The organism is Anabaena catenula FACHB-362 (assembly GCF_014698735.1).
Lineage (GTDB): Bacteria > Cyanobacteriota > Cyanobacteriia > Cyanobacteriales > Nostocaceae > Anabaena > Anabaena variabilis_A.
The window spans coordinates 35,543-55,292 of record NZ_JACJTQ010000037.1 but is presented as its reverse complement, the minus strand read 5'-3'; the positions used below and the strand labels follow the sequence as shown (position 1 = coordinate 55,292).

At 36.7% G+C, this 19,750-nt stretch carries 17 protein-coding genes; 10 read left to right on the top strand and 7 right to left on the bottom strand.

Annotation, left to right across the window (positions count from 1 at the left end):
• Window positions 1-130: 130 nt before the first annotated feature.
• Entirely contained in the window at window positions 131-1,012 is an 882-nt protein-coding gene (locus tag H6G68_RS20235) for a hypothetical protein (RefSeq protein WP_190908248.1), read from the bottom strand.
• 56 nt (window positions 1,013-1,068) lie between these two features.
• Between H6G68_RS20235 and H6G68_RS20230 the strand changes: the two genes are divergently transcribed.
• From H6G68_RS20230 to H6G68_RS20220, 3 genes are all read left to right on the top strand, one after another.
• The gene (locus tag H6G68_RS20230; protein ID WP_190908247.1) at window positions 1,069-1,224 is read left to right on the top strand and encodes a hypothetical protein; all 156 of its coding nucleotides are present in this window, start codon (window positions 1,069-1,071) and stop codon (window positions 1,222-1,224) included.
• A gap of 1,540 nt (window positions 1,225-2,764) precedes the next feature.
• Complete coding sequence (gene speB / locus H6G68_RS20225) at window positions 2,765-3,808, top strand: agmatinase SpeB (protein ID WP_190908246.1); 1,044 nt, start codon at window positions 2,765-2,767, stop codon at window positions 3,806-3,808.
• A 288-nt stretch (window positions 3,809-4,096) separates the two neighbouring features.
• Entirely contained in the window at window positions 4,097-5,458 is a 1,362-nt protein-coding gene (locus tag H6G68_RS20220; protein WP_190908245.1) for an NAD(P)/FAD-dependent oxidoreductase, read from the top strand.
• Window positions 5,459-5,631: 173 nt separating this feature from the next.
• On the opposite strand, the gene H6G68_RS20215 is transcribed toward H6G68_RS20220, so the two are convergent.
• Genes H6G68_RS20215 through H6G68_RS20205 form a run of 3 tightly spaced genes read right to left on the bottom strand, consistent with a single transcriptional unit; the run spans window position 5,632 to window position 6,549 of the window.
• A complete protein-coding gene (locus H6G68_RS20215) occupies window positions 5,632-5,880 on the bottom strand; it encodes a DUF4926 domain-containing protein (RefSeq protein ID WP_190908244.1) in 249 nt (82 codons plus the stop codon).
• A complete protein-coding gene (locus H6G68_RS20210) occupies window positions 5,877-6,218 on the bottom strand; it encodes a type II toxin-antitoxin system PemK/MazF family toxin (protein WP_190908243.1) in 342 nt (113 codons plus the stop codon). Before H6G68_RS20210 ends, H6G68_RS20215 begins: the two co-directional genes overlap by 4 nt.
• Window positions 6,211-6,549 (bottom strand): hypothetical protein, encoded by a 339-nt coding sequence (locus tag H6G68_RS20205; protein WP_242045333.1) that lies wholly within the window; start codon window positions 6,547-6,549, stop codon window positions 6,211-6,213. Before H6G68_RS20205 ends, H6G68_RS20210 begins: the two co-directional genes overlap by 8 nt.
• A 146-nt stretch (window positions 6,550-6,695) precedes the next feature.
• Between H6G68_RS20205 and H6G68_RS20200 the strand changes: the two genes are divergently transcribed.
• Window positions 6,696-7,238 carry an REP-associated tyrosine transposase gene (locus tag H6G68_RS20200; protein ID WP_190908242.1) on the top strand — a complete coding sequence of 181 codons (543 nt, stop codon included), beginning with the start codon at window positions 6,696-6,698 and terminating at the stop codon, window positions 7,236-7,238.
• Window positions 7,239-7,334: 96 nt separating this feature from the next.
• On the opposite strand, the gene H6G68_RS20195 is transcribed toward H6G68_RS20200, so the two are convergent.
• Window positions 7,335-8,354 carry a recombinase RecB gene (locus H6G68_RS20195; protein ID WP_190908241.1) on the bottom strand — a complete coding sequence of 340 codons (1,020 nt, stop codon included), beginning with the start codon at window positions 8,352-8,354 and terminating at the stop codon, window positions 7,335-7,337.
• Between the two features lie 250 nt (window positions 8,355-8,604).
• On the opposite strand from H6G68_RS20195, the gene ileS reads away from it, so the two are divergent.
• Window positions 8,605-11,490 carry an isoleucine--tRNA ligase gene (gene ileS / locus H6G68_RS20190; RefSeq protein WP_190908240.1) on the top strand — a complete coding sequence of 962 codons (2,886 nt, stop codon included), beginning with the start codon at window positions 8,605-8,607 and terminating at the stop codon, window positions 11,488-11,490.
• Between the two features lie 89 nt (window positions 11,491-11,579).
• On the opposite strand, the gene H6G68_RS20185 is transcribed toward ileS, so the two are convergent.
• Entirely contained in the window at window positions 11,580-12,464 is an 885-nt protein-coding gene (locus H6G68_RS20185; protein ID WP_190908239.1) for a ParA family protein, read from the bottom strand.
• 425 nt (window positions 12,465-12,889) lie between these two features.
• Between H6G68_RS20185 and H6G68_RS27325 the strand changes: the two genes are divergently transcribed.
• Together H6G68_RS27325 and H6G68_RS20175 are read left to right on the top strand one after the other, a co-directional pair.
• A complete protein-coding gene (locus H6G68_RS27325; protein WP_190908238.1) occupies window positions 12,890-14,260 on the top strand; it encodes an AAA family ATPase in 1,371 nt (456 codons plus the stop codon).
• Complete coding sequence (locus tag H6G68_RS20175) at window positions 14,260-14,967, top strand: ParB N-terminal domain-containing protein (protein WP_190908237.1); 708 nt, start codon at window positions 14,260-14,262, stop codon at window positions 14,965-14,967. Before H6G68_RS27325 ends, H6G68_RS20175 begins: the two co-directional genes overlap by 1 nt.
• A 133-nt stretch (window positions 14,968-15,100) precedes the next feature.
• Here the strand turns inward: H6G68_RS20175 and H6G68_RS20170 are convergent, their stop codons facing one another.
• The gene (locus H6G68_RS20170; protein ID WP_190908236.1) at window positions 15,101-16,090 is read right to left on the bottom strand and encodes a glycosyltransferase family 2 protein; all 990 of its coding nucleotides are present in this window, start codon (window positions 16,088-16,090) and stop codon (window positions 15,101-15,103) included.
• An 85-nt stretch (window positions 16,091-16,175) separates the two neighbouring features.
• On the opposite strand from H6G68_RS20170, the gene H6G68_RS20165 reads away from it, so the two are divergent.
• The 3 genes from H6G68_RS20165 to H6G68_RS20155 all read left to right on the top strand — a co-directional run bounded on the left by H6G68_RS20165 (window position 16,176) and on the right by H6G68_RS20155 (window position 19,603).
• Entirely contained in the window at window positions 16,176-17,414 is a 1,239-nt protein-coding gene (locus H6G68_RS20165; protein ID WP_190908235.1) for a glycosyltransferase family 4 protein, read from the top strand.
• Window positions 17,415-17,778: 364 nt separating this feature from the next.
• Window positions 17,779-18,948, top strand: a complete 1,170-nt coding sequence (locus H6G68_RS20160; RefSeq protein ID WP_190908234.1) for a PAS domain-containing protein — start codon at window positions 17,779-17,781, stop codon at window positions 18,946-18,948.
• A 28-nt stretch (window positions 18,949-18,976) separates the two neighbouring features.
• Window positions 18,977-19,603: an alpha/beta hydrolase gene (locus tag H6G68_RS20155; protein ID WP_190908233.1), complete on the top strand. Its 627-nt coding sequence runs from the start codon at window positions 18,977-18,979 to the stop codon at window positions 19,601-19,603.
• Window positions 19,604-19,750: the final 147 nt, after the last annotated feature.

Sequence of the window (19,750 nt, the reverse complement as noted above, 5' to 3'; positions counted from 1 at the left end):
CCTGACTCCTGACTCCTGACTCCTGACTCCTGACTCCTGACTCCTGACTCCTGACTCCTGACTCCTGACTCCTGACTCCTGACTCCTGACTCCTGACTCCTGCTATACAGCAGAATTTGGGGGGTTAAGTCTATTCTGCATTTACCCAAAAGTCAGCAGTATTAACTTTTCCATTGCGGTTAAACTGCATCCACATTTTATAGGTTCCTTTTTGGGGTAATTTGGTTTTAAATTCGATTGCTCCATTCGTGGTATTTTTGAGTGCATGAGCGTGGATATAATCTGCTGCTGTCAGAGGTGAGGAACTTTTGATAATTACTAAATGTCCTTTCTCTCCTAAATATGGCTGTAAGTCTTTAATTGGTTGATTATTGCTGTCTTTTAAATCAAATTTAAGAGTAATATCTTTTCCGGGTTTGATGTTTTTTTCAGAAACATCGAGATTAATTTTGGTGTTAGATATAGTTTGGCTTTTTTGAAATTTTTCTAAACTTTTTGGCAGGGGAACTGAACCAGGAATAGAGATATTCATTAAAGATACTCTCTCTTTTTGTTCCGCTGGTTTATAATCACTAAATATGGTATATTCTCCAGATTCTGGAAATTTAGGACTGACTTTAAAGCTGCCATTCTCTTGATATTCTGGATGAATATGCTCGAAAAATCTCAAATCATTGCTAACTACAATTAAATGCATTAGCTTTTCCTGGAAATTGTCAAATTTAGTAACTGGTTTTCCAGCGGAATCTTGAATATCTATGACTAGATTAATAGGCTGATTGGGAACTAGATTTTTAGGTGCAGTCAACTTAGCTTTTGTAGTCGTTTTTGAGTTATTTTCCTGATTTATATGTTCCATTGAATGTCCCTCATGTTCACTCATGGAATTTTTTTCATTATTCATTTTCATACTAGGTGAAACTTTTACTTCACTAGATTGATTTTCTGAGGAACAACTAGGTGCAATTAACAAAGTTGTCAGCATGAAAATACTTGTTAAAAACCGCTTCATTTTTTGTCTTCTCTCACTCAAAAAGTTTACTGGTTTATGCTCAATAGGACTTACTAATGGATCTAAAGTCTTATTTACCCACACCTCATACCCACAATGCTAAATCTAAAGTAGAGGTAAAAGCTGTCATTAAAATAGCATTAAGTCTTTCCCAAAATCCTTTAATTAAAACTTATTTTAATCATATACCTTCAGGCAACTTGCTGTTGTAATTTTCCACAGTAGCAAAAACCGTTACGAGTAGATACACAAAATTTCGTCATCCATAATTCTGTCACTAAATATCTTGGTATAAGCTTTTAGTAACAATACTATACAGAAGTATTACTTAATATAGTTACCATATTCCATGTAATATTTATTGCAATTTATTGAAAATAGATACTTCTTCTTTAGGATCTCCATCATCCCAAATCCATATATAATCTACCATTTGAACTAATAGACTGCCAAATGATTACGACTAAATTATACTAATTTATAACTTAGTGATAATATTATTTTAAAAGCTGCTCATTTTGATTTTTAATCTTTCTTTTGGTAGTAGATTTAGATCAATTTGTAAAAAGTGTACTCACTATCATATTTAGGAATAATTAGATACCCACTCAAGGAAGATGACTATAAAAAATAATAGAAGTAAATTAATTTTGGTGTGTCGAAATAACTGCTTTCTATGGAGGTTTAGCCGAGCGCTAAACCTTTTTTATTAACTTAACAATTAGACCGCAATAACGATATTGAGAATATTGGTATACTCAATAAATTGGCTCAGTTATGGTATTGTTTTCTATTTTTATTCAAGACTTACTATTGCACTTAGCCTTGATTTTAAGTAAGCATCATCTTTAGACAACCCTGGGTAATCTCATCTAGAATTTATTGAAGATGAAGAGATATTTTTAGTTAGCTGTCCTCAAAGAAATCCTTAACAGGTTCTATAAATTTTGTATACATCCTATAGGTAGATGTCGTATAGTTGAAGTCAGTCTAAATTAACTAGATATGGTAAACACTTGGTATATATATAGGCTTGGTTCTGAACCAAGCCTTTTTCGTATGTAATACAATTAGCAATTTGAAAAATGATTACGACAGATGGAACGCCGAAAAGCTTATCTGGCAATTATTCAACAAGCAAATATCCGAAATTTAAAATCAAAAAAGGTATAGTTAGCTGCTATTAGCACTATTTACGACATAAAAATTTTTCTAAAATTGAAGTTAGAGTGATACTAAATAGCAGCTTTTAGAAAATTTGTACACACCTTATAGAGAGATGAAGCACATCAAAAGAGAGGTTAAATTAGCTATATATGGTAAACACCTGGTATATACAAAGGCTTGGACTAACACCAAGCCTTTTTCATGCCTAAAGCATATACTTATGTATTTTTATACAAAAGAATAGCTTATCAGTTTTTGGGGTATTTGGACACATCCTCTAGGAAGATGATCTGCAAGCAGACTAGAACTAAATTAATTTAGTACGTTGTTAAGCACAGCAATTATAGAGGTTTGGTTTACTCCCAAACCTTTTTTCTAATAATCAGTATAATAATCAGTAACTACACTTAGTAGTGTTTTATAAATCACCTCTTGCACTTGGTACAATAATTGTAGAGTGGGTAATACCCAAAAACCTAATTATAGATATTGGCGATTTTAAGTTGATTAATAGTCTATGCTGCTACAATGCAAATGTTAGCCAAGCAGCGTTTTCTCTGCTGATGTAAATCTAGAACATGAGCAATGAATAATCAACTCCAAGACTACAATCCCAGCGGGATAGCTGAAATTAATGGGAATCTATTGGGTTTACCATTTGATTATGATTCTGCAAACTTAATTGTCTTTGCTGTACCTTGGGAAGTTACCGTTTCTTACGGTGCTGGAACAGCCAACGGACCACAGAGAATTCTTGATGCTTCACTGCAAATAGATTTATTCGATTTTGATCATCCTGATGGCTGGAAACAGGGAATTTTTATGCTAGAAATTCCCCAAGATATTTTAGAAAAAAATAACTACTACCGTCAGGAAGCAGCTAAAATTATCGAACGACAAGCAGAAGGGAAAGCACTGACAGATACACCAGATTTAACCCCTGTGCTAACAGCAATTAATCAAGCAGGTGAACAGGTTAATGAATGGCTATTTACCCAATGTCAAACAGCGATAAATCAGGGTAAGCAAGTCGCTGTGATTGGTGGTGATCATAGTTCACCATTGGGGTATTTCCAAGCCTTAGCCACTAAATATGAGAATTATGGTATTTTGCATATTGATGCACACGCAGATTTACGCGATGCCTATGAGGAATTTGAATTTTCCCATGCATCTATCATGTTCAATGCAATGAAAATACCGCAAATTTCTAAATTAGTACAAGTGGCTATACGAGATATTTGTCAAGATGAAGTAGATATAATTAACAACTCAAATGAGCGCATTATTGCTTATTATGAATCGGCAATTAAACAAAAGTTATATTCGGGAATGACTTGGATTAGTTTATGTCAAGAAATAATTAGTCATTTACCAGAAAATGTGTACATTAGTTTTGATGTCGATGGTTTAGATCCTAAACTTTGTCCCCATACAGGTACACCAGTTCCAGGGGGATTGGAATTAGAACAAGCTTATTGTTTATTCCGAGAATTGGTGAATAGTGGCCGAAAGATTATTGGTTTTGATGTCTGCGAAGTAGGTGATGCTGAGTGGGATGGTAATGTGGGTGCGCGAATATTTTATAAGTTGGCGAATTTGCTGTTTTTATCGCAAGCAAAAATCTAGATACTGTTCTAATTTTATTTTGGTGATAAGTTTAGGGTTGGTATCAGAAATTGATGTTGACTTACTCTATAGATTGTAAACCATCCAAACCAAAAAAAATTGTAGGTTGGGTTGAGAAAACCCAACATTAATTTCCAGCCTATTTCCTTTTAATAATGACCGATTAGTAACTTTAACTACTTTTATTATTTTTTCAATAGTTCTAAATAAACGGCAAAATACATTATAATTTTGTTACATCTTTGTTAAGAAAGGTTACACGTCTCTTAACAAAAGGAAATATGGTTTATGGCAGTTTCACGTGAGAAGAATGCACCACATCAGGTTGTTATCGTTGGTGGTGGCTTTGGTGGACTGTATACAGCAAAGGCTCTTGCTAACGCAAATGTAAATGTTACTCTCATTGATAAACGTAACTTTCACCTATTTCAGCCGCTTTTATATCAAGTTGCCACAGGTACGCTATCTCCTGCTGATATTTCTGCACCATTGCGATCTGTATTCAGCAAAAGCAAGAATACAAAAGTGTTGCTGGGAGAAGTAAAGGATATTGATCCAAAAAAGCAACAAGTTATTCTTGCTGATCAAGTAGTCCATTATGATACATTAATCGTTGCCACAGGTGCTAACCATTCCTATTTTGGTAAGGATAACTGGAAAGAATTTGCTCCTGGCTTGAAAACCGTGGAAGATGCCATAGAAATGCGTAGCCGCATATTTTCGGCATTTGAAGCAGCAGAAAATGAAACTGATCCCGAAAAACGCCGTGCTTTGTTGACTTTTGTGCTTGTGGGGGGTGGTCCAACAGGTGTAGAATTGGCAGGTGCGATCGCTGAGTTGGCATACAAAACCCTGCAAGATGATTTCCGCAACATCAACACTTCAGAAACAAAGGTTGTACTATTGCAAGGGGGCGATCGCATTCTCCCACACATTGCACCAGAGTTATCCGCAGTAGCAGAAGTATCTTTGCAAAAGTTGGGTGTGGTTATCCACACTAAAACCAGGGTGACAAATATTGAAAATGACATTGTTACTTTCAAACAAGGTAATGAAGTTCAAGAAATTGCCTCAAAAACTATATTGTGGTCAGCAGGTGTTCAGGGTTCACCAATGGGGAAAATTCTAGAAGCACGTGCAAATGTAGAGTGTGATCACGCTGGTCGCGTAATTGTAGAACCAAACTTGACTATCAAGGGTTATAAAAACATTTTCGTAATTGGAGATTTAGCTAACTTCTCCCATCAAACTGGTAAACCTTTACCTGGTGTTGCACCCGTAGCTAAACAACAAGGAGAGTATGTCGGTGGACTGATTCAACTACGGCTTCACGGTCATACTTTGCCAGAATTTCATTACACCGATGTGGGTAGTTTGGCAATGATTGGGCAAAATTTAGCTGTTGTAGATTTAGGCTTTATCAAACTCACAGGTTTCATTGCTTGGGTATTTTGGCTATTAATTCACATCTACTTCTTAATCGAGTTTGATACTAAATTATTAGTTGTATTTCAGTGGGCATGGAATTATATTAGTCGTAATCGTCGTTCTCGATTGATTACAGGTCGAGAAGCTTTTGTAGAACCACAACCTATTAACAATAACAATCCTTACCAGGCTACAGAAACCAAGCAGCCAGTTAAGGTCTAGGATTTTTGCTTTGTAGTACTACTGCATTGAAATCTATCAATAAACCCGCCATTTTTCTCTACACTCTGGCGGGTTTTTTACTCATTGTCTATAACTTTTAATATTTCGTAGGTTGGGTAGAACGAAGTGTATCCCTTACGGGAGCCGTATGCATAACCCAACCAAAAAATTACTTACACTGTAACCATTTCCGGTACTAAATTAGGGGATGTTGGTTCAAAATGTAAGACCATCATTTGTTCTGGACGTAAACCAACAAATTGATATGTTTGTCCATTACTATCACTAAATTCTACTTCAAATATAGTACCATCAGCTAGTGATTCCACTATTGTACCAACTTGACCACGCAATAAGTTATATTCAGGTAAATCAACTGTTAATGCTACTACGTCTAGTAATTGGGGTATATTTTTAGTCATTTAATATTCAAAACAATAGCTAAAGCATTACTAATTTCCTTCATAATTTCTTCGGAAACAGTTCCCACTTGTTTAATTAGTCGTTGTTGAGAAACTGAACGAATTTGAAAAGTATCTGCTGTGGATAATTTGCTTAAATTATTCTCTGCTGTTGGTTCAATACGTATCATCCAAGGTACTTGTGCAAAAACTTCGTTCCAGCCGGTAATAGGTACAATAACCTTTAAGCGTAAAGTACCTATATCATCATTATTAACAATAATACAAGGTCGCGTTTTGCTAATTTCATCCCCTACTGTAGGATCAGCTTTATACAGCCAGATTTCACCTCTACGCATAATCTTGATACTCATAAAAATATTCATTACAAGTATCGGCAAATTCTGTTAAACTGCTTTCTGTTTCATAATAGGAACGCATAATTTCCGCAGCAGCAGTTAAGCTGAGTTTTTTAGGATTTTGCATTTCTTCACGCATGAGTTTTAAGGCAAATTCAATTACTTCTAATCTTTCGACATTAGGCATTTCTTTGATAGCTTCTAAAATTTGCGGGTTAATCATGATTCTGGCAATTGTTACTAGCTTCCATTTTAAAATAGGATATACCCACACTGCAACTCCTGTAGGTTGGGTAGAACAAAGTGTATCCCTTACGGGAGCCGTAGGCATAACCCAACACCACCCACCGACATATTATAATTAATGTCGGGTTATGCTTCGCTTTATAATTAATGTTGGGTTTCCTTGCGTCAACCCAACCTACGGGGTAAAATCAAGTTTATAAAACACAACTTTAATCACAGGATATTTATAGTATGGAATATCGCCGCGCCAAAGTGGCAGGAGGAACATACTTTTTTACAGTCGTGACAGAGAAAAGACAAAAAATATTATGTTTACCAAAAAATGTTTCTTTATTAAGAGAAGCTTTTGGTTATGTAATGCAGAAACATCCATTTATTATAGATGCTGTTGTTATTTTACCTGATCATCTCCACTGTATTTGGACGTTACCAGAAAATGATCAGGATTTTTCAACTCGTTGGCGGTTAATTAAAAGTTATTTTAGTCGTAAATGTGAAACTATATCACCAGAAAATATATCTATATCTAGAAAAAATAAAAAACAACGGGCTATATGGCAATATCGTTTTTGGGAACATTTAATTAGAGATGAAATTGATTTTCAAAATCATGTTGAATATATTCATTATAATCCGGTGAAACATGGTTTGGTAACAGCACCAAAGGATTGGGAATATTCCAGTTTTCACCGTGCTGTGCGTCAAGGTATGTATGACATGATGTGGGGTGCGGGTGAGGAAATTATTTTTGATGATGATATTGGAAATGAGTAGGTTGGGTTGAATGAAATGAAACCCAACATTAATTGTAAGATGCCAACGGGTGATGTTGGGTTTCGTTCCTCAACCCAACCTACAATTTAAATTAGTTTAATTGATTCTTTCTAGCCATATTTTTAAGGCTCGATTAACAATATTTTTAGTTTCATCAACAAATATTCTGTTGTATACTCGTCCTAAATATATAACTTCTGAAAATAATCTTCCTGAATTTTCTGGCACGGAATAAAAGATTTTATTAAAGAATTTTTCCCACAAAATACTTCCTGATTTTACAGGAGCATATCGCCAATATGTGAGATATTCCTCGGTTGTATCAACGTGCATTCTAGCAATAGTGTTATTTTTACGATTGGGAATAATTAGCCATAAAAATAATATTATCTTCTTTGATTTTCTATCAAATGAAAGTTCTGCACATTGTCTCATTTTATCTTTGCCATATTTACTGGCATACACAATACTTTTATTAACAATAATTTCTTCTATTCTCTGATCAAAACTTAAGATCTGCTGTCTGATTTGTGTTAAATTTTCTAATTCTGTACTTGTTAATGCCCCTAACCAATCTAATAATAATCTTGGCGGTTCAGGAATATTATCATTTTGTTGATTTTGTAAATTAACTTCTTGATAATTGATTTTGATCAGCTTTGCTTCTGATTGGTTATCAATGTGCGATAAATAAAAATAAAATTCACTTTGCTTACATATAATCGAAAAAGTAAATAAATCAAAATTTAAACGACTATGTTTTTTGTCTATGAAATTATGACGATGGAAATTAGGACATATTGCAACTAAACGAATTTCTTGATTGTAATCAACATTATCTTTAAAAGGTTGTTCTTCTGATAAATTTTCATAATAGCGTGTCAGTTGATTAATAACGTAACGATCTTCTGTATTTTTTAATTCAATAATAGTCAGTTGATTATTTTTGCCAATTGCCACAATATCACAAATCTCTCCTTTGATATATAATTGGCGTGTTAAGGATTTTAGTTGAAATATTTCTTCTAAATTGTCCCAAACAAAGGTTTCTAACTCAGACTCATCAATAAATTTCCAGCCTTGATCAGTTTTCTGTAATGCTATGTTGTTTTTCATCGTAGTGATAGGAGTAATAATATATTTAATTTATAATAAAAAGTACCTGATTATACTTGCTAAGTCCCGTAGGTTGGGTAGAACGAAGTGTATCCCTTACGGGAGCCGTAGGCATAACCCAACATTAACCCCAAAATACCCATAACTGCTGTTGGGTTTCGTTCCATTGCTCCGCAACGCTGACGCGAACAACCCAACCGACGACTTATAATTGATCAAATAACTGCAAACATATCTTAGGCATGAAACTGTGACTGAACCCGGACAATACAAAGATACCGTCAACTTACCCAAGACTAACTTCGATATGCGGGCAAACGCCATTAAGCGCGAACCCGAAATCCAAAAATTCTGGGCAGAAAACAACATTTATTCTCAACTCTCAGAAAACAACCCTGGCGCATTATTTATACTGCACGATGGTCCTCCCTATGCTAACGGCCAGTTGCATATTGGTCATGCCTTAAATAAGATTCTCAAAGATATTATTAACCGTTACCAATTGCTAAAAGGTCGTAAAATTCGTTACGTACCTGGTTGGGATTGTCACGGATTGCCAATTGAGTTGAAAGTTCTGCAAAATATGAAACAGGCAGAACGGCAAAATCTCACTCCTTTGCAATTGCGTCAAAAAGCGAAAGAGTTCGCACTAAAAACCGTAGACGAACAACGAGAAGGCTTTAAACGCTATGGGATTTGGGGTGATTGGGAAAATCCTTATTTAACCTTAAAGCCAGAATACGAAGCCGCGCAAATTGGCGTTTTTGGGGAAATGTTCCTCAAAGGTTATATCTATCGCGGTTTAAAGCCGGTGCATTGGAGTCCTAGTTCTAAAACCGCTTTGGCTGAAGCGGAGTTAGAATATCCTGAAGGTCACGTTTCTCGGAGTATTTACACTGCTTTCCCGGTGCAGAAGGTTTCCGAAGGGTTAAAAGCTAGTTTGGATGGCTTCCTGCCTGATTTGGGCGTGGCTGTGTGGACTACTACTCCCTGGACGATACCGGGTAATTTGGCGGTGGCTGTGAATGGGGCGCTGGAGTATGCGGTGGTGGAGGTCTCACGCAGAGACGCGGAGGCACAGAGAGGATGCAGATATCTGATTGTTGCGGCTGAGTTGGTGGAACGGTTGGCTGCGGTTTTGGATGCTGAGTTGACGGTGAAGGTGCGTTTCTCTGGTAAGGATTTGGAACATACTACTTACCGTCATCCTTTGTTTGACCGTGAAAGTCCGGTGGTGGTTGGTGGTGATTATATCACTACTGAGTCGGGGACTGGGTTGGTGCATACTGCTCCTGGTCATGGCCAAGAGGACTACATTGTTGGTCAGCGTTACGGTTTGCCGATTCTTGCGCCGGTGGATGATAGTGGTAATTTTACAGATGAGGCTGGTAAATTTTCTGGCTTGAATGTTTTGGGAGAGGGAAATCAAGCGATTATTGACGCTTTGAGTGAAGCGGGTTCTCTGTTGAAGGAGGAAGCTTATCCTCACAAGTATCCTTATGATTGGAGAACGAAAAAACCGACGATTTTCCGCGCTACTGAACAATGGTTTGCTTCTGTAGCAGGATTTAGGGAAGATGCTTTAAAGGCTATTTCATCTGTGCGTTGGATTCCCGCCCAAGGTGAAAACCGCATCACCCCTATGATAGCGGAAAGATCAGATTGGTGTATCTCTCGTCAGCGTTCTTGGGGTGTTCCTATTCCGGTGTTTTATGATGAAGCAACTGGGGAAGTTTTGCTCAATGCGGACACGATTAACCACGTTCAAGCTATTTTTGCCGAAAAGGGTTCTGATGCTTGGTGGGAGTTGTCGGTGGCTGAGTTGTTACCGGAACAATATCGCAATAATGGCAAGATTTACCGCCGTGGTAAGGATACAATGGATGTGTGGTTTGATTCTGGTTCTTCTTGGGCTGCGGTGGCGAAGCAAAGACCAGAATTAACTTATCCTGTAGATATATATTTGGAAGGTTCTGATCAACATCGGGGATGGTTTCAATCTTCTTTATTAACTAGCGTTGCGGTAAATGGAATTGCACCGTATAAAATTGTATTAACTCATGGTTTTACCTTGGATGAACAAGGCCGGAAAATGAGTAAATCCGAGGGAAATGTGATTGATCCAAATGTGATCATTAATGGTGGAAAAGATCAGAAAAAAGAACCTGCTTATGGTGCGGATGTGTTGCGTTTGTGGGTGTCTTCGGTTGATTATTCTGGTGATCAGCGCGTAGGAAGTAACATCATTAAACAATTAGCTGATGTCAGAAATAAGATTCGCAACACAGCGCGGTTTTTGTTGGGTAGTTTACATGATTTTGATCCTCAAAAGGATGCTGTAGCTTTTGAAGATTTACCAGATTTGGATAAATATATGCTACACCGCATTCGTGAGGTGTTTAATGAGGTGACGGAAGCTTTTGATAGTTTCCAATTTTTCCGCTTTTTCCAAACTGTGCAGAATTTCTGCGTTGTGGATTTGTCGAATTTCTATTTAGACGTTGCGAAGGATAGATTGTATATCAGTTCTACTGATGCTTTCCGTCGTCGTAGTTGTCAAACGGTGTTGCAGATTGCTTTGGAGAATTTAGCCAGAGCGATCGCACCAGTTTTGTGTCATACTGCTGAAGATATCTGGCAATTTATCCCTTACACAACACCCTATAAATCAGTGTTTCAAGCTGGTTGGGTGCAGTTAGATGATAAATGGGATAATCCCGAATTAGCAGAATTTTGGAAAACACTGCGACGCATTCGCACTGATGTGAATAAGGTTTTAGAACAAGCGAGGGTAGAAAAAATTATTGGTTCTTCCCTAGAAGCAAAAGCGTTAATTTATATCGCTGATCAAAAATTACGCAATGCTATTGAACCTTTAAAAATTAGCAGTAACGGAATTGATGAATTACGGTATTTATTCCTTACCTCTCAGGTGGAATTATTAGATACTCCTGACGCATTACAAGGATTGAAAACCTTGCGTGTTCAAGGTGAGGATAATTGGGATATTGGGGTAATGAATGCAGACGGGCAAAAATGCGATCGCTGTTGGAACTATTCTACCCATGTTGGTGAATCAGCAGAACATCCTTTACTCTGTGAACGTTGTGTTCCAGCTTTAGCTGGAGAGTTCTAAAATAGAAGAAATCAAAGCCTCTCTCCCTGTGGGGGGAGAGGTTTGGAGAGGGGTTTTTAGGTAAACTTGATAACTTTTAAAACATCCTCTTACAATTTCTGCAACAATTCCTGAGTTAACTGCATAAATGCTTTAGAACCAGCAGAGTTAGGACTAAGTAAAGAAACCGGCATAAAACTATCAACAGCTTTAGCCACATTTACATCAACAGGAATCTGTGCTTTACAAATTTTATCAACACCAAAATCTTCCACAACTCGGTGCATTACCTGTTTATAATATCTACCATTCAGTAGATTTGCACTGGACATACTAAAGACAATTCCCAACATTTGGATATTTATCTTTGCTTCATGTTCGTGACTGTCTTTTAATTGAGCAATGCGTCTTTCTAATAGTTGAATTCCCACCACAGACAACGGTTCTGGTTTCGCTGGAAGAATATAAAAATCACTACTAGCCAAAGCACTACGAGTCATGAGATTATAGCCAGGAGCGCAATCTAAAAGAATAAAATCATATTCATCGCGCACTGGTTTTAAGATGTTATTAACTAAGACTCTTTCAAAGCGATTCCAAATTGTTTCAAAATCTTGCTCACCCAAAGCAACAGATTGGTTATGCAACATTTCCGAAACTACAAATTCATCATATAAATCAATATCTCCCGGTAACAAATCTAATCCTGGAAGATTGCAAACTTCAGATTGAATGATATCATGAATTGTCAATTTAGCATCAGGTTCTGGGTTAATAACTTCATCTATCAAATATCTAAATGTCTTTCTTTGTTTGCGACGTTTTGCAAACTCCACAGGTGACATGAGACTGAGTGTAGCGCTAATTTGACTATCTAAATCTAAAATCAGTACCTTTTTTCCGTGATTTTTCGCTAAACAAGTCCCTATATTGACTGTGAGAGTGGTTTTACCGACTCCACCTTTCATGTTTGCAGTTGCAATTACATATCCCATTGGTTAATTCCTCTGCTGACGCTTTCTCATTGAGGTAGCGTACATATTATCTAATAGATTTCAACTTTGGTTAATTTACTCTTTTAGGGGGATGTGGAAAAGTGCTTCAAGCAGTCAGATTATATCTTACCAGGCAAGGGAAACCACCTATATTACCCAGATAAAGTCCATTTGTACAGCTTTCAGAAAGATTGCTCTAGATGTAAATTACGTATTATTACTTAATTTAGCCAAAATTTAAATTTGGTAAATTTTGAATTATTTGGATAAGCTGCTATGTTAATTTTACGTAAAAATACTAAGCTTAATTGCCTTTTCCTACAGATTTTTAAGTAATCTTCATAACTCAATAAACTCAAAATATGGCATAATCGACCACATAGCGGATTTTCGGGAATGATTACTGTTTTTCGAGGTAAAGAATCTTGCTTTTTAACCCTGAACTGTGCCGTAACGAAAGCGAAGTTGAAAGCAAACTTATCGTTCAATATTTGCTACCACAGTTAGGGTATACCCCTGATACTTGGCATCAAGAAGTTGCTGTTGGTAGTATCCGTTTAGACTTTTTGGCATTTGGAGTCCAAGTCGTTCCTTTGATTTTAGATGCCAATTCCCCATTAAGTGTAGTTATGGAGGCAAAAAGTCCAAAGCAAAATTTAAATCATCATGTTTTGCGACTTAGGCATTATTTAACTAGCTTAAATGTGCGCTTTGGTTTGTTAACTAACGGAAAGGAAATCAGAATTTATCAAAAGTTACGAGATGATATTCAGTTGGTTTTTCAATGTGATGGTAATGATGTTGAGAAAAAGATAGCAGAAATTAGGGGTTTAATTGGTAGGGAGAGTTTGAAAAAACAGCAGTTTAAGGAACAGTTAGAAGTTCAAGTATCGAATTTAGAACCAATAAAGGAGCATTCTATGAAGACAATTGCAATCTACCACAATAAAGGCGGAGTTGGTAAAACAACAATTGCTGTCAATCTTGCTGCGGCTTTGAGAAAAAAAGGTAAAAGTGTACTTTTGATTGATTTAGATTCTCAAGCAAATACTACTTTTGCTACAGGTTTAATCAAATTTCAATTTGAAGAAGATGATAACTTGCAAGATTGTAACGTATATCATCTGCTAGAATCTGGTGATTTCTACTCTATACCTGATGTAATTCGTAAATCGGACTACTTTAATAATCCTGAACTAGATGTTATTCCTGCACATATTAACTTAATCGAAGGACAATACAAGCTAAATCAAATTGATGCTAGTAAAACTAGGTTACTTACTAAGTTAAAGAAGGTAGAAGAAGTATATGATATAGTTATTATTGACACACCTCCATCTAGAGATTTATATGCTAAAGTCGCATTAGTTGCTGCTGATTATCTGATAATTCCATCAGACTTAAAGCCATTTGCTAATCAAGGATTATTAAGCGTTAAGAACTTTATTGCCGAAGTCAATGAATTTAGAGAGATGATAGGAAAAAATTCCATTAATTTGATTGGTGTCCTATCTTCCAAAATATCAACCAATTCTAAATTTTTACAGTATAGTTTTCCCAAGCAAAGAAGTGTGATTTCGGAACATTACAATCTACCTTTAATGGAAGCAGTGATTTATGATAGAACCATGCTATCTGAATGCATGAATCAGACTATATCAGTTGGTGAATTAGAATATCCTGATCCCAAGTCTATTCATAAGTATGCAGAAGAAGTAAAAACCGAAGCTCAAAAATCTGCTATGGAATTTGATATTTTAGCAGATGAAGTTTTACAAAAAATGAGGATAGAATAATGATTAATTTTTCATTAGTTGATGTTAAAAGCGTAACCTCAAATGTTCTACGTTCAAATTTTAACGAATCCGACTTAGAAAACCTTGCAGACTCGATTATAGAAACTGGAGGAATTATTAAACCATTGGTTGTTAAATTAACTGCACCAGAGAGTTACACTGTAGTTAATGGCGATTTCGAGTATTATGCTGCTGTTAGAGCAAGAGAAAAAAATCCTCGTAAATGTGAAATGGTTAATGCTTTTATCATCTCACCAAAAGTTGAAGATTTAATAAAAAAGCAAGTTGCAACTATTGAAGTACCAGTTACCGTAACTCAACCATCCACTAAATCTGAAACAACAAATTTAGACTCATCACGTCTAACAAATCTGGAATTACGCTTTGAGAAACAACTCAATGAGCTAAAATCTGAACTTACACAAGAAAGACAAAGAATAGATGAGAAATTCAAACAATTTGAGCGTATTATTCCACAGGAACTTAATCCACTAAGCTTATTAAATACTTTGGAAAAAGACGAGTTAGCGATCAGATTACAACGCTCTAGAATTCCTGGGGCTGAAAAAATTTCTAAAGCAATAGTAGATGCTAGATCCAAAAAACCAAAGCAGGTATTTGAAGATTATCGTGATGTAGTCAAATCCGTTAAAGGATTAGGTGAAAAAACACTGTTAACCATCATTGATGAATGGTGTAGAAATTAGCCTTCTCTAACTTTTTTCTCGTTCCCATACTCTGTATGGGAATGAATTTTAGAAGGCTCTGACTTCTTTGTAAAGTAGAGGCAGAGCCTCTTAATGGCATTCCCAGTCTGAGACTGGGAACGAGATATATCTATCAAGCACTTGCTCCTCGCACCTGCTCAGTATAATCCTTGGGACGAATCTGACGAAAAACCTGTAAAGCCAACTTCCGTAAACTGATTGGTAAATAAGATAGCATCAAACCAAACATGATTTTTTTATCGCTCCCCAAAACCTGAGTTGATTGCTGCAAAAGCCTTCTTCCCTCCACCGTATCACCCTTTTCAATCAGTCTTAAACCCAAAGCTTGCTGAGTAATAGCCAATTTGTGCGATCGCACTTTCTCTAATTCCTCATCAGGAAACTTGTAACTACTTATACAAAAAACCTTAGCAGACAGAAAATGCAGATTTTGTTTTAAACTTGTTTGTCCACCATGAAAACGATATTCCATCAAAAATTCAGGTAAAAAATACCCTTGCTTACCAGCAATAGCCAAACGCACCAATAAATCAAAATCCTCACATCCATCAGCTTGGGGACGCATATAATCAACTTCCATCAAACAATCTCGACGGAACAAAGTTGAACCAACTTGTAAACTTTGCTTAATAAAAGTTTCCCTAACTAAATCAGGAATCACACCAGCTTCTAGTTTATCCTTTCCCCACTTACTAGAATTTTCCTGTGTTGCTGATTCAATTCTTTCATTATTTTGATTAATAATCCAATGATTTGTACAAACAAAATCCACACTCAGTTCAGCATCTAAAACAGCCACAGTCTTCTCTAAAAATTCCGGAGTAATAGCATCATCATCATCAAATTTGATAAAATAATTCCCACAAGCAGCCTCAAAACCAGAACGCATATTACGACTACGTCCACCATTAACAGGTTGTCTGATATAGCGAATTCGGGGATCATCCCATTGACTTACTATTTGAGCAGTATTATCAGTAGAACCATCATCACAAATGATGATTTCAAAATCTTTGTAAGTTTGAGCTAACACACTACTAACAGCGTAAGGAAGTAAATTGGCTCGGTTATAAGTAGGAATACAAACACTAACTTTAGGCATAATCTAGATCGGCCAACTGAGAGTAATTGTAGTATATTATGTTATTGCTTAACTCGGTAATATACCAAACTTCACGGTCACATTTATGAAAATATTAATACTATCTTCCACCTTTCCCTATCCACCGACAAGGGGGGGAACCCAAGTCAGAACCTTTAATCTACTCAAATACCTCAGTCAACGCCATAGTATCACCCTAGTCACTCAGCGCGAGTCTGATGTTACGGAGTCGGAAATAGCAGATTTACGAGATTGCGTAGATAACTTAGTCGTTTTTGAGCGTCCCCCAGATACAGGAACCACCGCAGGAATACCGCAGAAAATTCAGCGCTTGGGGACATTTTTGTTAAAAGGTACACCCCCCAGCGTCCTCAACCGCTACTCAGTGGAAATGCAAACATGGGTAGACAACTTTGTAAAAGCCGGGAAATGTGATGTAATTACCTGTGAACATAGCGTCAACGAAATTTATATCCGTCCCCATTTTCAAAAGCAAGTAAAAACCATAGTTAATATTCATAGTTCTGTTTATGGTACTTGTCTGAATCAGTTAGCAACAGGCACATCAGAAAATAAATTCAGAGACAAAATTAATTTACCATTGTTGCGGCGCTATGAACAAAACTACTGTTCTAAATTCTCTAAACTTGTAGTTACCACAGCCGAAGATAAACAACAACTGCAACAATTGAACCAAAATGCGGAAATTGCAGTTATTCCTAATGGTGTAGATTTAGTTACCTTTCCCAACCGTCTCCAAGATCCAGGGGGACAGAGAATAATTTTTATCGGGGCAATGGATAATTTAGCAAATATTGATGCTGTCTGTTTTTTCAGCAATGAAGTATTACCAGAAATTCAAAAAAGTTATCCAGATACAACCTTTGATATTGTCGGCTCTCGTCCTGCACCAGAAGTTTTAGAACTGCAAAATCAACCAGGAATTAATGTCACTGGACGTGTCCCTTCAATGGCAGAATATCTACACAAATCTACCATCTGCGTAGTACCTATGCGGACAGGATTTGGTATAAAAAATAAAACTCTAGAAGCTATGGCTGCGGGTATACCGATAGTGGCAAGCGATCGCGGTTTAGAAGGACTAGCTGTAGATGGTGAAACCACCCCACTTCGAGCCTTACGAGCCAATCAACCCGCAGAATACATAGCCGCTATTACTCAACTATTTGAACAGCCAGAACTCCGATTTCAACTCTCTACTAACGGTAGACAACTAGTAGAAACCGAATTCACTTGGGAAATTGCCGGTCAATTTTATGAACAAGTCTGTCTGGGAAACAGTAATAATATTTACGCAATTTGAAGAATTCAACATCAATCAGTAATATCAAAACCGGATAATCACTTATTCTAAAAATCTCTCCGTGTCTCCTCCTCCCCGCGTCAGATATAAGGATACGCTGACCTAACAACCGAACTTGATATAATAAGTAATTTAGCTGTTGCTAAAACAGGCATTTTGCTTGTCAATAAACTTTAAATTTATTAATAATTTGATAATGAATTTTATGATAATTTTATATATTCAGGGGTAAATAACTGTATTTTTTTGTTTTAAATAAATTTAATTTCATGATTAAACTATTTTGGAATTGCTATCGAATTTCCCAAGTTTAACGTAGTGGAATTTTGTCCAAAACTCTGCAAGTAGTCACGGGGAATTTAAGGTGAACATAGAAAAATTTGTCCAACGCGCAGAATTATTGCACCAACGTTTAGCAGATTTGCACCAAACAGCTAGTGTATTACCTTGGATTCCATCAGACCTGGTACCAGAAGCCTTTAAAGAACTTTACACCACCTCAAAAATCTTACAATTAGAGGTACAAGAACTTTACCAGCACAACGAAGAACTGATCCAAACACACAAATTGCTGGAAGCAGATCGCCAACACTATCAACATTTATTTGAATTTGCACCAGATGCCTATTTAGTAACTAATGCAAAAGGTATCATCTTAGAAGCTAACCGCGCCGCCACGAAATTACTCAATATTTCCCAGCATTTTCTGGTTGGTAAATCAATAATCAGCTTCATCACCTTAGAACAACATCAGTACTTTTACGAACAACTCATCCAGATATCTAAATCTCAGAAAGTTAGAGGAATATTATTACCATTAAAGCCACATCATGGTAATTCATTTAAAGCTGCTTTGACGGTAACATCTGCCAAACACCAACCTCGCAAATCTAGTAAACTCTACTGGTTAATACGTGACATTTCTGAATATCAGCCAAGAGAATCAGCAACAGTTGAGAATCAGAAGAACTTGATTGAACATCGTCCTGTACATAAATATTCTAAAGGAGAAACTATTTCCCTCAACCCACTATTAATTTGGTATGTATGCAAAGGTGTAGTTAAGCTGAGTACATTTTGTGAAACAGATCAAGAAGTATTAACAGGGTTAGCAACAGAAGAAATGGTTTTCGGTTCTAGCATGACATCCCTACCCATTTATCAAGCAACAGCCCTGACAGATGTGGAATTAGTATCAATTTACTTATCAGAAATTACACTTTTCTCCGCAATTAGCCATACCCTTCTACCTAAAATTCAACAGCGATTACAACAGACAGAATCTTTTTTAGTGATTGCAGGTAGACGGCGAGTAAAAGACCGATTACACCATCTATTAGAGCTTTTAAAACAGCAAGTCGGAAAACCAGTACCAGAAGGAATTCGTCTCTCTATTCGCTTCACTCACGAAGATATGGCTAGTTCCTGCTGCACTACCAGAGCCACCATTACACGCTTAATTGGCAAATTACAAAAACAAGGTATTATTACTTTCGATCATAAAAAACATATGATTTTTAGAGATCGACCTTAACTAATAACTCAGCCGAATAAAATCACTCATGACTGCAACATTAGATTTCATCAAGTTTTCCCCAAAAACACAGCAAAACCCATCCGCTTTAATCGTTACCTTACACGGTTGGGGTGCAAATGCTCAAGACGTAGCATCGTTATTGCCCTATTTAAACCTACCTGACTATGAATTTTTACTTCCCAATGCACCTTATCCATCTCCCTATTCTTCTACCGGCAGAGCGTGGTATGATCTGCGAGATGAGAATATGTATGAAGGATTGACAGAAAGTCGGCAAATGCTCATAGATTGGTTGCAATCTTTAGAGAGTGTCACAGGAGTACCCTTATCGCGGACTATTTTGAGTGGGTTTTCTCAAGGTGGTGCCATGACTTTAGATGTAGGATTAAACTTACCCCTAGCTGGTTTAGTGGTGATGAGTGGGTATTTACATCCTGGGGTAGAAAAGCTCAAACACAGTAGTTTTCCCCCCACATTAATCATGCATGGCAGACAAGATCAAGTTGTACCATTGCCAGCGGCTATCAAAGCCAAAGCAGTTGCTGAATCTTTAGGAGTAGCGGTAGATTACCATGAATTTGACATGGGACACGAAATCAGTCCGGAAATGTTAGGAGTGCTGCGAAGTTTTGTGGTGAACACAATTGGTTAGCCCAAGTTACCAATTTTTTACAAAGCAGGGTGTAAATAAGCAAAATTTTTACAAAATAGATGCCCACTAATGAGTAATATAGATTGGGTGGATGCTTTTAGGGCAACTCCACCCAGGGCTGAAAGCAAACGCTGCAAAAGGGAGGGG

Bases quoted from the DNA above. Each gene is read 5' to 3' on its own strand.
- H6G68_RS20175 (WP_190908237.1), top strand. From the start codon at position 14,260: ATGATTAATTTTTCATTAGTTGATGTTAAAAGCGTAACCTCAAATGTT.
- speB (WP_190908246.1), top strand. From the start codon at position 2,765: ATGAATAATCAACTCCAAGACTACAATCCCAGCGGGATAGCTGAAATT.
- H6G68_RS20205 (WP_242045333.1), bottom strand. From the start codon at position 6,549: ATGCCTACGGCTCCCGTAAGGGATACACTTTGTTCTACCCAACCTACA.
- H6G68_RS20235 (WP_190908248.1), bottom strand. From the start codon at position 1,012: ATGAAGCGGTTTTTAACAAGTATTTTCATGCTGACAACTTTGTTAATT.
- H6G68_RS20155 (WP_190908233.1), top strand. From the start codon at position 18,977: ATGACTGCAACATTAGATTTCATCAAGTTTTCCCCAAAAACACAGCAA.
- H6G68_RS20185 (WP_190908239.1), bottom strand. From the start codon at position 12,464: ATGGGATATGTAATTGCAACTGCAAACATGAAAGGTGGAGTCGGTAAA.
- H6G68_RS20200 (WP_190908242.1), top strand. From the start codon at position 6,696: ATGGAATATCGCCGCGCCAAAGTGGCAGGAGGAACATACTTTTTTACA.
- H6G68_RS20170 (WP_190908236.1), bottom strand. From the start codon at position 16,090: ATGCCTAAAGTTAGTGTTTGTATTCCTACTTATAACCGAGCCAATTTA.
- H6G68_RS20210 (WP_190908243.1), bottom strand. From the start codon at position 6,218: ATGCGTAGAGGTGAAATCTGGCTGTATAAAGCTGATCCTACAGTAGGG.
- H6G68_RS20215 (WP_190908244.1), bottom strand. From the start codon at position 5,880: ATGACTAAAAATATACCCCAATTACTAGACGTAGTAGCATTAACAGTT.
- H6G68_RS20165 (WP_190908235.1), top strand. From the start codon at position 16,176: ATGAAAATATTAATACTATCTTCCACCTTTCCCTATCCACCGACAAGG.
- H6G68_RS20195 (WP_190908241.1), bottom strand. From the start codon at position 8,354: ATGAAAAACAACATAGCATTACAGAAAACTGATCAAGGCTGGAAATTT.
- H6G68_RS20220 (WP_190908245.1), top strand. From the start codon at position 4,097: ATGGCAGTTTCACGTGAGAAGAATGCACCACATCAGGTTGTTATCGTT.
- H6G68_RS20230 (WP_190908247.1), top strand. From the start codon at position 1,069: ATGGATCTAAAGTCTTATTTACCCACACCTCATACCCACAATGCTAAA.